Raw genomic sequence first — 12,331 nt, forward strand, 5'->3', positions numbered from 1 at the left:
AACTGGCCGCAAACCCGCATGGATACTGGGTTTGGCGGCATTTTCAAAAAATTTTAAAAAATTTTGAAAAAACCCTAAAGTTCCCGAAATGGCTGCCGTTACCGTTCTTAGATGTCCGGGAAAAGGCCTGCTGTTCGGCACTTTGGATTGGCGAAAAAAATTTTAAAATTTTTTCGTTAAAACCCTAAAGTTCCTCAAAACGCTGCCGTTACCGGTGTAGATGTCGCAAAAAAGTCGCACCGCGTCATTTATTTTCAGCCCCCGAATCTGCATTTTTGGCAGGGGCGTCAAAAATTGGAAAGCCGCGCCATTGCTGGCGTGCAAGCCTATTGTTCAGCTTTTGTCAGACAAATGCTGACATGGGCCTTTCCGTATTCTCCGACCGCAAATACAGAAGCTCCCCTCTTCTCGCAGCCAACTTGCTCCAGCAGAATGTATCTCAACGGAAACGCAAATGCGTTCCAAGACAGAATTCAACTGGAGATGGACATGACTGCAAACGACATGATGGCTGAGATCCGCGATGCAAACCTGAGCTACCTGATGCTGGCTCAGCAAATGATCCGCGCGGACAAAGTAACCGCCATCTTCCGTCTGGGCATTTCGGCCGACATCGCCGACCTGATCGAAGGCATGAGCAACGCCCAGATCCTGAAGCTGGCAGGCGGCAATATGATGCTGGCCCGTTTCCGCTTCGACGATGGCGCGATTCTCTCCATGCTGACCAATTACAATAAGGACCGTGGCCTGGCCCAGTCGCACGCCGCCATCCTGATGGCCGGCCAGCCAGCAGAAGAAATCGTTTAAGCCACCGGAGCCCGCACCATGAGCAAGAAGAGCGTTGTCACCGAAGCCCAGGAAATCCAGCTGGCGATCGAACTGATCAACCTGGGCGCCCGCCTGCAGCTGCTGGAATCGGAAGTGTCGCTGTCGCGCGAGCGCCTGCTCAAGCTGTACAAGGAGCTGAAGGGCGTGTCGCCGCCGAAAGGCATGCTGCCATTCTCTACCGACTGGTTCCTGACCTGGCAGCCGAACATCCACTCTTCGCTGTTCATTAATATTCACAGCTTCCTCACCCAGCACGCCGGCGCCACCGGCATCCAGGCGGTGATGAAGGCCTACCAGCTCTACCTGGAGCAGATGCCGCCCGAGCCGGGTGAGGAGCCGGTGCTGTCGCTGACCCGTGCCTGGACCCTGGTGCGCTTCTTCAGCAGCAAGATGCTGGAACTGAAGCACTGCGAAAAGTGCCAGGGCAAGTTCGTCGTCAACGGCATGGACCTGAACGGCGGCTACCACTGCGGCCTGTGCCATATGCCTTCCCGCGCCGGCAAGACCCGTAAAGCGAAGGAAGAGGCGCTGGCCGCCTGAGCGTGACGGAACAACGCCGCTCCGCTGCAAAGCCGCCCGCGAGGCGGCTTTTGCGCATTCCGGCCCTGCGCGCGCTGGCCGCCCAGTGCGCCGCGCTGCTGCCAACGGCGCTGGCCGCCGCCGCCTTCGATGCGGCGGGCGCCGGGCTCACCCTCTTCACTGCCGCCTTGCTGCAGGGACTGTTCGCCATGCTGGCCGGATGGCGCCTGCGGCTGGCCGTCTGGTGGTGGCCGATGCTGCTGCTGTTCCCGCTGGCCCTGCTGAGCGCCGCGGCGCTCGGCCTGCCTTCCTGGATCTACCTGCTGGTATTCGCGGCGCTGCTGCTGGTCTACTGGTCCACTTTCCGTACCCAGGTGCCTTACTATCCCTCCGGCCCGGCGGTGTGGCGGGCGGTGGCAGCCTTGCTGCCGCAGGACAGGGCGGCGCGCGTGATCGATATCGGCAGCGGCCTGGGCGGCATGACCCTGCACCTGGCGCGGGCGCGGCCGGACTGCGACTGCCTCGGCATCGAGCTGGCGCCCCTGCCGTGGCTGCTGTCCTGGCTGCGCGCGAAGCTGGGCCGCAGCCGTGCCCGTTTTTTGCGCGGCGACTACCAGCACCTCGATTTCAGCCAGTTCGACCTGGTATTCGCCTACCTGTCGCCGGCCGCCATGGATTCGCTAATGCGCAAGTGCCGCGCCGAGATGAAAAGCGGTAGTTTGCTCATTAGCTACGAGTTCAGTCACAGCGCTTGCGAACCCGTCAAGACCATCCTTACCACAGAGGGGCGGCCCCCTCTCTATATATGGGCGTTTTAGCCGCCTTTTGCTTGCCCGTTGGGTGCATCTCACGTTATTGTAGTTCCCTGAGGAATTTATCGATTTTTGACGAATTTATGGGGAGTTGGCAGGCTTGCTAGTCATTATTGGTTATGTCGTTGTGATGGCCTCCGTTTTCGGGGGCTTCGCACTGTCAGGCGGACACCTGGCAGCGCTGTTCCAGCCGTTGGAACTGCTGATGATTGGCGGCGCCGCTGTCGGCGCCTTCTTCGTCGGTAATAGCGGCAAAGCCATCAAGGCTACCCTGGCTGCATTGCCAACCCTGTTCAAGGGCTCGCGCTATACCAAGGACCTGTACATGGAGCTGATGTCCTTGCAGTTCGACGTGCTGTCGAAGGTGCGCAAGGAAGGACTGATGTCGATCGAAGGCGATATTGAGGCGCCCGGGGAGAGTCCGCTGTTCAGCAAGTATCCGGCCGTGCTGCAAGATCATCACATCATCGAATTCATGACCGACTACCTGCGCCTGATGGTGTCCGGGAATATGGATGCCTTCCAGATCGAGAACCTGATGGATAACGAGATCGAAACCCATCATAGTGAAGGCGCGGTGCCGGGGCACGTCATTGCCAAGATGGGCGACGGCTTGCCGGCTTTCGGTATTGTGGCGGCGGTGATGGGCGTGGTGCACACCATGGAATCGGTGGGCATTCCGCCGTCCGAGCTGGGCATGCTGATTGCGCACGCGCTGGTCGGCACCTTCCTCGGCATCCTGCTGTCCTACGGCTTCGTCAGTCCCCTGGCGTCCCTGCTGGAGCAGAAGCTGGAGGAGTCGACCAAGATGTACCAGTGCGTGAAAGTCACGCTGCTGGCCAGCCTGAACGGCTATGCGCCGGCGCTGGCTGTGGAATTCGGCCGCAAGGTGCTGTACTCGACCGAGCGCCCGAGCTTCGCCGAACTGGAAGACCATATCAAGAAAGCGAAGTCCAAGTAATGATGGGGAATCACCATGGCTGAAGAAGGCCTGCGGCCGATTATCGTCAAGCGCGTCAAGAAACACGGCGGCGGCCACCATGGCGGCGCGTGGAAGATCGCCTATGCCGACTTCGTGACGGCGATGATGGCTTTCTTCCTGCTGATGTGGCTCCTGGGTTCGACCACCAAGGGCGACCTGAATGGCATTTCCGAATACTTCAAGACCCCGCTCAAGGTGGCCATGCAGGGCGGGGCCGGTTCCGGCGACAGCTCCTCCATCGTCACCGGCGGCGGCAAGGACCTCACGCGCAAGGACGGCCAGGTGAAGGGCGGCGACGATCCGCAGCTGAAGAAGACCTATAACCTCACTGCCGCCAAGGCCCAGCTGGAAAGGGAAGAGAAGGAGCGCCTGCAGCAGCTCAAGACGCGCATCTCGGCCACCATCGACGCCAATCCCAACCTGAAAAAATTCAAGGACCAGCTGCTGCTGGACTTCACCAGCGAAGGCCTGCGCATCCAGATCGTGGATGAGCAGAACCGGCCCATGTTCGCGCTGGCCAAGGCCGACCTGCAGCCCTATACGCGCGAGATCCTGCAGGCCATCGGCCCGGTGCTGAACGATGTGCCGAACAAGATCGGCCTGTCCGGCCACACCGATTCTACGCCGTATTTCACCGAGACCGGGTATTCGAACTGGGAGCTGTCGGCCGACCGTGCCGCCGCATCGCGCCGTGCGCTGGTGCAGGGCGGAATGGCCGACAATAAGGTGCTGCGCGTGGTGGGCCTGGCCTCGGTGGCGAACCTCGACCGCAAAGACCCCTTCAACCCGATCAACCGCCGCATCAGCATCATCGTCATGAACAAGAAGACGGAAGAAAACCTGATGCGCGATTACGGAAAAATGGAAGTCGGTACCGGAACCGAAGCCACCCTGGAGGCCGCCGCGGCCGCCGAGGCGAAAAAATAAGAGCAGAAAAACAGCAACACCTCCGCCAAGACGAGATTGTTATGACGAGAAAAAAAATCCTCGGCTCCCACGTCAAGCGCCTGTTATCGGGCGTGTCGGACCATGGCAAGCGCCACCTGACCGAAGTGGAAACCGACCTGCTGCAGACGAACCTGCTGCTGGAGGAAGCGATCGACAAGCTGACCCGCAATTTCATGGCGATCCATGAAGCGGTCAATGCACAGCAGGCCACGATCAGCCTGCTGCTGGAAGGCGGCACGCCAACGCCGGAACAGAAGGCGCAGCTGGCTGCGCTGAGCGCGGAGGTGGGCGGCTATGTGAACGCGGCCATCACCAGCATGCAGTTCCAGGACATGACTAGCCAGCTGATCGACCGTACCCTCAAGCGCGTGACCGGCCTGCGCGATTTCCTCGGCACCCTGGGCGCCCACGGCGCCGAGATGGTGGCGGAAAGCGACAACGAGGAAATCGTGGCCCTGCTCGGGAAAGTCAGCATGGCGCTGGCGATCCAGAGCCTGGAGCTGCGCAGCGTGCTGCGCAAGGCCGTCAGCCAGAAGCATCTTGAAAGCGGCGACATCGAGTTGTTCTGACGCCCCTCCAAAACCCCATACAACACCTGCACCAAACTTTTAAGTGAGATAAGAAGATGGCTAAAACAATTCTTGCAGTTGACGATTCGAGCTCCCTGCGCCAGATGGTGGCGTTCAGCCTGAAGGCCGCCGGCTATCAGGTGGTGGAAGCCGTCGACGGCCAGGACGGCCTGGAAAAGGCGAAGCTGCAAACCGTGGACCTGGTGCTGACCGACCAGAACATGCCGCGCATGGACGGCCTGACCCTGATCAAGCTGCTGCGCGAGCAGCCGGCCTACGCCAAGGTGCCTATCCTGATGCTGACCACCGAGTCCTCCGACGAAATGAAGTCCAAGGGCCGTGCCGCCGGCGCCAATGGCTGGCTGGTCAAGCCTTTCGACCCGCAGCGCCTGATCGAAGTAGTGAAGAAGGTCATCGGCTGATAAAGGTGAGCCCATGTGTTTTTTCTTGACGGAGTCTCGCCATGACCATCGACATTAGCCAGTTCTTCCAGGTCTTCTTCGACGAAGCCGAAGAGCTGCTGGCCGAAATGGAAAGGCTGCTGCTGGGCGTCGACCTGGAGGCCGCCACGGAAGAGGACCTGAACGCGATCTTCCGTACCGCCCACTCGGTGAAGGGCGGCGCGTCCACCTTCGGCCTGTCCGATATGACGGAAGTCACGCATATCCTGGAAACCCTGCTGGACCGCATCCGCAAGGGTGAAATGGCGCTGACCGCCGAGCACGTGGACGCCTTCCTCGCCGCCAAGGATATCCTCAAGATGCAGCTGGACGGCCATCGCCTCGGTTCCGACGTGGACCAGGATGCCGTCGGCGACGTGCGCATGATGCTGCAGCACCTGGCGCAGGACGTGCAGATGGCCGCGCTGGCGCCGGTGGCGCCGGCCTTCCACAATGTGGCCGGCGATGCCGCGGTGGACCACAGCGGCGGCAAGCGCTACCGCCTGGAACTGCCGAAGATGGCGCACCGCGAGGTGACGGCGCTGGCGGCGGAACTGGGCCTGATGGCGCAGGTGGAAATCATTCCGCTGGACGCCGAGCGCAATGCCATGGTCGTCACCACGCATGAGAGCCTGGATGACATCATCGCCATCTGCTCCTTCGTGCTGAACACCGAAGAAATGACGATCTCCGAACTGCCGGCGCTGACGCCGACGCAGGCCGCGCGCGAGCATGCCGAGCGCTCGAAGGTGGAGAACGCGCTGGGCTACGGCTTCTTCGACAACGTTGTCCCGGTCCCGGCGCCGGGTGCGCCGGCGCAGGGCGGCAAGGATGGCGACCCGGGCTACGGCTTCTTCCAGCCGCTGGACGAGATCCGTTCCAATGCTTCGGCGGCGGCGGACGATCAGCGCGGCTATGGCTTCTTCCAGCCGGTGGAGCAGATCCGCGCGGCGGCGGGCATCACGGAGCCGCCGGCAGCCGACAAGCCGGCCGAGGAAGAGAAGAAGGCAGTCAAGAAGGAAGCGGCGGAGAAGGCGGCGCCTGCCGCGGCCGGCGCCGAATCGTCCTCCATCCGCGTGTCGGTGGAGAAGGTGGACCAGCTGATCAACCTGGTCGGCGAACTGGTGATCACGCAGGCCATGATCGAGCAGCGCGCCAGCCAGCTCGACCCCATGCTGTATGAGCGCCTGCTGAACGGCGTGTCCCAGCTCACGCGCAATACGCGCGACCTGCAGGAAGCGGTGATGTCGATCCGCATGATGCCGATGGACTTCGTGTTCTCGCGCTTCCCGCGCATGGTGCGCGACCTGGCGGGCAAGCTTGGCAAGAAGGTGGACTTCGTCACCAGCGGCGCCGCCACGGAGCTGGACAAGGGCCTGATCGAACGCATCGTCGACCCGCTGACCCACCTGGTGCGCAACTCGATCGACCACGGCATCGAAACGCCGGAAGTGCGCCGCGCCGCCGGCAAGACCGACGCGGGGCGCCTGTTCCTGTCGGCCACCCACCAGGGCGGCAATATCATCATCGAAGTGTCGGACGACGGCGGTGGCCTGAACCGCGAGCGCATCCTGGCCAAGGCCAGGCAGAACGGCCTGGCCGTGCCGGACAATATGTCCGATGCCGATGTGTGGCAGCTGATCTTCGCGCCAGGCTTCTCCACCGCCGAACAGGTAACGGACGTTTCCGGCCGCGGCGTGGGCATGGACGTGGTCAAGCGCAATATCACGGCACTGGGCGGCACCGTCGATATCCGTTCCGCCAAGGGCTTCGGCACCACGATCTCGATTTCGCTGCCGCTGACGCTGGCGATCCTGGACGGCATGTCGATCCGCGTGGGCGAGGAAGTGTATATCCTGCCGCTCGGCTTCGTGATCGAATCGCTGCAGCCTTCGCCGGAAGACGTGCGCGAGATCAGCGGCAAGGGCCGCGTGATCAAGGTGCGCGGCGAATACCTGCCGCTGATTCCGCTGTACCAGATGTTCGAGATCACGCCGCGCTATACGGATCCATCCGAAGGCATCCTCGTGATCCTGGAGACGGAAGGCCGCAAGGCCTGCCTGTTCGTGGATGAACTGGTGGGCCAGCAGCAGGTGGTGGTGAAGAACCTGGAGTCGAATTACCGCAAGGTGGCCGGCATTTCGGGCGCCACCATCCTGGGCGACGGCGGCGTGTCGCTGATTCTCGACGTCGCAGCACTCATTCGTTCGTCGCGCCAGTTGGCGGATGAATCCATTTTTTCGTAAGACGCTTTAAAAGGACACCATCATGGCAGACGCACTCCAGAATGCCGGCGATCTCAACGCAGGCCAGGAATTCCTCGCCTTCAAACTGGGCTCGGAAGAATACGGCATCGATATCCTGAAAGTCCAGGAGATCCGCGGCTACGAGGCGGTGACGCGCATCGCCAACGCGCCCGAATTCATCAAGGGCGTGATCAACCTGCGCGGCATCATCATCCCGGTGGTGGACATGCGCATCAAGTTCCGCCTGGGCGAGCCGGTGTACGACCAGTTCACGGTCGTCATCATCCTGAACATCGGCGGCCGCGTGGTCGGCATGGTGGTGGACAGTGTGTCCGACGTGACCACGCTGACGCCGGACCAGGTCAAGCCCGCGCCGGAAATGGGCACGGCCTTCAGCACCGAATACATGATCGGCCTCGGCACCATCGATGAGCGCATGCTGATCCTGGTGGACATCAACAAGCTGATGTCCAGCCCGGAAATGGGCCTGATCGAAAAACTGGCAGCATAAGCCGGACGACACCTACAACAGGGCCACAGGGAGACTTCAGATGAATGTTCGCGACTATAAAATCGGCACACGGCTTGGCATCGGCTTCGGCATCATCCTGCTGATCCTTGTCGCGGTGGTGCTGTCGGCCAATGTGCTGAACAACCGTAACAAGGCCGCGCTGACGGAGGGGCTGGAGCTGATCACGGCACAGATTGCGCAGGCCCAGGCCATGAAGAGCGCGATGCTGGAAACCGGCATCGCCATGCGCAATATCGGCCTGCAGTCCGACGTGGCGCAAATGCAGGCGGAAGAAGCCAAGGTCAAGCAGCAGCGCGCGCGCTACGACGCGGCGCGCGTGAAGCTGCAGGCGACCGGCCTGAATGACAGCGAGAAGAAGGTGCTGACCGATATCGCCGCGCTGGACGCGGAAGTGGACGCCGCCTTCAAGGAAGCCATCGGCCAGGTGCTGGCCTTTAATAGCGAAGGCGCGGCCAAGGTCATCGCCAGCCGCATCGACCCGCTGAACCAGCGCGCGCTGGCCTTGCTGAACAAGCTGGTCGACATGCAGAACACGGAAGTGGTGGAGAACAAGAAGGAGTCCGCCGAAGCCGACAGCAAGGTCATGATGCTGACCATCGGCTTGTGCGTGCTGGGCGTGGCAGTCGGCGCGGGCTGCGCCGTCTTCATTACCCGTTCGATTACCGGACCGCTGCATGGTGCGGTGGAAGTGGCGCAGCGCGTGGCGGCCGGCGAACTGACGTCGCAGGTCTATGTGGAAGGCCGCGATGAAACCTCCGAGCTGCTGCAGGCGCTGAAGGACATGAACGACAGCCTGGTGAAAACCGTGAGCGAAGTGCGCAGCGGCACCGAGACCATTACCGTGGCGTCCGAAGAAATCGCCTCGGGCAATGCCGACCTGTCGGCGCGCACCGAATCGCAGGCCAGCTCGCTGGAAGAAACCGCCAGCTCGATGGAAGAACTGACGTCCACCGTGAAGCAGAATGCGGACAATGCGCGCCAGGCCAACCAACTTGCAGTTTCCGCATCCTCGATTGCGATCAAGGGCGGCAGCGTGGTGGAGCAGGTGGTGGATACCATGGGCTCCATCAAGGAATCCTCGCGCAAGATCGTGGACATTATCGGCGTGATCGACGGCATCGCCTTCCAGACCAATATCCTGGCGCTGAATGCGGCGGTGGAAGCGGCGCGTGCGGGCGAGCAGGGCCGCGGCTTCGCCGTGGTGGCCTCCGAGGTGCGCAACCTGGCCCAGCGCTCCGCCAGCGCGGCCAAGGAAATCAAGTCCCTGATCGACGACTCTGTCACCAAGGTGGATACGGGCGGCCGCCTGGTGGATGAAGCCGGCCAGACCATGGGCCTGATCGTGACCTCGATCAAGCAGGTGGCCGACATCATGGGCGAAATCACTGCCGCGACGCAGGAGCAGAGCCATGGCATCGAAGAGGTGAACCAGGCCATCACCCAGATGGACGAGATGACGCAGCAGAACGCGGCATTGGTGGAAGAGGCCGCGGCCGCCGCTGAAAGCATGAAGGAGCAGTCGCAGAAGCTGGCGGCCGCCGTGAGCATCTTCAAGCTGGCGGGCGACGAGCTGAAACGCGCCGCGCCGCGTCCGGCCCCGGTGGCAGCGCCCAAGCCTGCTGCGCCGAAGCCGGCGCCGCGCGTGGCCGCCGCCAAGCCCGCCGCACCGAAGAAGCTGGCCCCCGCCGCCACTTCGGGCGACGACTGGGAAGAGTTTTAATTTCGGCGCGGGGCTGAGGCTCCGCCGCCTGGCAGGAATGGGATATGTCCAGAGACACCGTCAAAGAGTTTGATTTCAACAGCAAGGACTTTGAACGGGTCCGCGCGATGATCTACAAACGGGCCGGCATTGCGCTGGCCGATAGCAAGCAGGAGATGGTGTACAGCCGCCTCGCGCGCCGTTTGCGCGCGACCGGCATCAATTCTTTCGTTAAATACCTGGACGACCTGGAAGCAGGGCGCCTGGGCGACGAGTGGGAATCGTTCACCAACGCGCTGACCACCAACCTTACTTCCTTCTTCCGCGAGGCGCACCACTTCCCGCTGCTGGCGGAACATGTGAAGGCGCGCCGCGGCGAGCACCTGAACATCTGGTGCTCGGCCAGCTCCACCGGCGAGGAACCGTATTCGATCGCGATCACCTGCTGCGAGGCCTTCAATACGCTGACGCCGCCGGTGAACATCATCGCCACCGATATCGACACCAATGTGCTGGCCACGGCCGCCAACGGCATCTACCCGATCGAGCGCATCGAGAAGATGGAGGCCGACCGCCAGCGCCGCTTCTTCCTGCGCGGGAAGGGCGACAAGGCGGGCATGGTGCGGGTGCGCCCCGAGCTGCGCCAGCTGATCACCTACCGCCAGCTCAACCTGCTGGAAGACAAATGGGACATCCGCGGCCCCTTCGACGTGATCTTCTGCCGCAATGTGATGATCTATTTCGACAAGAACACGCAGCGCCAGATCCTGGCGCGCTTTGTGCCGCTGATGAAGCCGGACGCGCTGCTGTTTGCCGGCCACTCCGAGAACTTCCTGTACGTGTCGGACTCGCTGAAGCTGCGCGGGAAAACGGTGTATGAGCTGGACGAGCGGCGTGGCGCCGTCGGCCGGATTGCATCGGCCACGCAACGTGCGTAAGAAAGAAGATCATGGATAAAGAACAATTCGCCACGAACGTCTACTTCGACCGCACCTTCGACTGCGACGCCGCCAAGATTCTGCCGGGCGAGTACTACTTCACCAGCAAGGACATGCTGATCGTGACCGTGCTCGGTTCCTGCGTATCGGCCTGCATCCGCGACCGCATGACGGGCCTGGGCGGCATGAACCACTTCATGCTGCCGGACGGCGGTTCGGACGCCAACAGCCCGGTGTCCGCATCGGCGCGCTACGGCACCTATGCGATGGAGGTGCTGATCAACGACCTGCTGAAGGCAGGGGCCCGGCGCGAGAACCTGGAAGCCAAGGTGTTCGGCGGCGGCGCCGTGCTGAAAGGCTTCACGGCCATGAATGTGGGCGAGCGCAATGCGGCCTTCGTGCAGACTTTCCTGAAGAACGAGAAGATCCGCATCGTGGCCGAGGACCTGAACGATATCTATCCGCGCAAGGTCTATTTCTTCCCGCGCACCGGCAAGGTGCTGGTGAAGAAGCTGATGCAGACCCATAACGACACGCTGGCGAAACGCGAAATCGAATATGCAAGCCGCCTCAAAGTGCAGCCGGTGGCTGGCGAGGTTGAGCTGTTCTAAAAATAAAATAGGGATGTACCATGAAGATCAAAGTCCTGATCGTTGATGACTCTGCGCTGATCCGCAGCGTCATGAGCGAGATTATCAACAGCCAGCCCGACATGCAGGTGGTGGCCACCGCGCCCGATCCCCTGGTGGCCCGCGAGCTGATCAAGCAGCACAACCCCGATGTGCTGACGCTGGACGTCGAGATGCCGAAGATGGACGGCCTCGATTTCCTGGAAAAACTGATGCGCCTGCGCCCGATGCCGGTGGTCATGGTGTCCTCGCTGACCGAGCGCGGCTCCGAAATCACGATGCGCGCGCTGGAACTGGGCGCGGTCGATTTCGTGACCAAGCCCAAGATTTCGATCCAGGCCGGCATGCGCGAGTATACTGACCTGATCGCCGACAAGATCCGGGCCGCGTCCAAGGCCCGCATCCGGGCCCGCACGCTGCCCCAGCCGGGCGCCGCCGGCCAGGTCCCGCTGCCGCAACTGCGCAATCCGCTCATGTCCTCCGAAAAACTGATCATCATCGGCGCCTCCACCGGCGGCACCGAGGCCATCCGCGAGTTCCTGATGCAGATGCCGTCCGACTGCCCGGGCATCCTGATTACCCAGCACATGCCGGAAGGCTTTACCTCCTCCTTCGCCAAGCGCCTGGACTCGCTGTGCAAGATTTCGGTGCGGGAGGCGGCCGGCAACGAGCGGGTGCTGCCGGGCCACGCGTATATTGCTCCAGGGCATTCCCATTTGCTGCTGGCCCGTTCCGGCGCCAACTACATGACCCAGCTGGACCAGGGCGAACCGGTCAACCGCCACCGCCCCTCGGTGGATGTGCTGTTCCGTTCCGCCGCACAGAACGCGGGTAAAAACGCGGTTGGGGTTATCCTGACCGGCATGGGCAAGGACGGCGCGGCCGGCATGCTGGAGATGAAGAACGCCGGGGCGTATAATTTTGCCCAGGATGAAGCAAGCTGTGTGGTGTTCGGCATGCCCCGCGAGGCCATTGCCGTGGGCGCCACGCATGAAGTAGGCGCTTTGCAGGCGCTGCCGGGCATGGTACTGGGCTATCTGGCGCAACACGGATCGCGCGCTTTGCGCGTTTGATACGGTATTGCCGATTTGCCGGGGTTTTGGGGGCTGTTTGTTCCCTATGGAGCAACATAAATGCTATCCTTCAACTTGCTGGTGCCAACCAACAACTATTAATAACCGCGTAAGAG

The 12,331-nt window shown here is 62.0% G+C and carries 13 protein-coding genes; all 13 read left to right on the forward strand.

From position 1 onward, the window contains the following. Nucleotides 1-489: 489 nt before the first annotated feature. The 13 genes from flhD to ACJRPG_RS14095 all read left to right on the forward strand — a co-directional run bounded on the left by flhD (nucleotide 490) and on the right by ACJRPG_RS14095 (nucleotide 12,215). Complete coding sequence (gene flhD, locus ACJRPG_RS14035; RefSeq protein ID WP_231765577.1) at nucleotides 490-807, forward strand: flagellar transcriptional regulator FlhD; 318 nt, start codon at nucleotides 490-492, stop codon at nucleotides 805-807. Nucleotides 808-825: 18 nt separating this feature from the next. Continuing rightward, nucleotides 826-1,368: a flagellar transcriptional regulator FlhC gene (flhC, locus tag ACJRPG_RS14040; protein WP_408000713.1), complete on the forward strand. Its 543-nt coding sequence runs from the start codon at nucleotides 826-828 to the stop codon at nucleotides 1,366-1,368. Between the two features lie 50 nt (nucleotides 1,369-1,418). Then, the gene (locus tag ACJRPG_RS14045) at nucleotides 1,419-2,165 is read left to right on the forward strand and encodes an SAM-dependent methyltransferase (RefSeq protein WP_408000714.1); all 747 of its coding nucleotides are present in this window, start codon (nucleotides 1,419-1,421) and stop codon (nucleotides 2,163-2,165) included. Nucleotides 2,166-2,259: 94 nt separating this feature from the next. Further along, entirely contained in the window at nucleotides 2,260-3,120 is an 861-nt protein-coding gene (motA, locus tag ACJRPG_RS14050) for a flagellar motor stator protein MotA (RefSeq protein ID WP_408000715.1), read from the forward strand. A gap of 15 nt (nucleotides 3,121-3,135) precedes the next feature. Beyond that, nucleotides 3,136-4,068, forward strand: a complete 933-nt coding sequence (gene motB, locus ACJRPG_RS14055) for a flagellar motor protein MotB (protein WP_408000716.1) — start codon at nucleotides 3,136-3,138, stop codon at nucleotides 4,066-4,068. A 41-nt stretch (nucleotides 4,069-4,109) separates the two neighbouring features. Then, a complete protein-coding gene (locus ACJRPG_RS14060) occupies nucleotides 4,110-4,658 on the forward strand; it encodes a chemotaxis protein (protein ID WP_408000717.1) in 549 nt (182 codons plus the stop codon). Between the two features lie 56 nt (nucleotides 4,659-4,714). Beyond that, entirely contained in the window at nucleotides 4,715-5,080 is a 366-nt protein-coding gene (locus ACJRPG_RS14065) for a response regulator (RefSeq protein ID WP_231765572.1), read from the forward strand. 41 nt (nucleotides 5,081-5,121) lie between these two features. Next, on the forward strand, nucleotides 5,122-7,344 hold the full coding sequence (gene cheA, locus ACJRPG_RS14070) for a chemotaxis protein CheA (protein ID WP_408000718.1): 2,223 nt from the start codon (nucleotides 5,122-5,124) through the stop codon (nucleotides 7,342-7,344). 22 nt (nucleotides 7,345-7,366) lie between these two features. Then, nucleotides 7,367-7,855 carry a chemotaxis protein CheW gene (locus ACJRPG_RS14075; protein ID WP_408000719.1) on the forward strand — a complete coding sequence of 163 codons (489 nt, stop codon included), beginning with the start codon at nucleotides 7,367-7,369 and terminating at the stop codon, nucleotides 7,853-7,855. Nucleotides 7,856-7,895: 40 nt separating this feature from the next. Continuing rightward, a complete protein-coding gene (locus tag ACJRPG_RS14080; RefSeq protein ID WP_408000720.1) occupies nucleotides 7,896-9,596 on the forward strand; it encodes a methyl-accepting chemotaxis protein in 1,701 nt (566 codons plus the stop codon). A 44-nt stretch (nucleotides 9,597-9,640) separates the two neighbouring features. Next, on the forward strand, nucleotides 9,641-10,513 hold the full coding sequence (locus ACJRPG_RS14085; protein WP_408000721.1) for a CheR family methyltransferase: 873 nt from the start codon (nucleotides 9,641-9,643) through the stop codon (nucleotides 10,511-10,513). A gap of 11 nt (nucleotides 10,514-10,524) precedes the next feature. After that, entirely contained in the window at nucleotides 10,525-11,124 is a 600-nt protein-coding gene (gene cheD / locus ACJRPG_RS14090; RefSeq protein WP_408000722.1) for a chemoreceptor glutamine deamidase CheD, read from the forward strand. A gap of 20 nt (nucleotides 11,125-11,144) precedes the next feature. Then, nucleotides 11,145-12,215: a protein-glutamate methylesterase/protein-glutamine glutaminase gene (locus tag ACJRPG_RS14095; protein ID WP_408000723.1), complete on the forward strand. Its 1,071-nt coding sequence runs from the start codon at nucleotides 11,145-11,147 to the stop codon at nucleotides 12,213-12,215. Nucleotides 12,216-12,331: the final 116 nt, after the last annotated feature.

Origin of the sequence: Pseudoduganella rhizocola, assembly GCF_045984285.3 — a bacterium.
Taxonomy (GTDB): Bacteria; Pseudomonadota; Gammaproteobacteria; order Burkholderiales; family Burkholderiaceae_D; genus Rugamonas.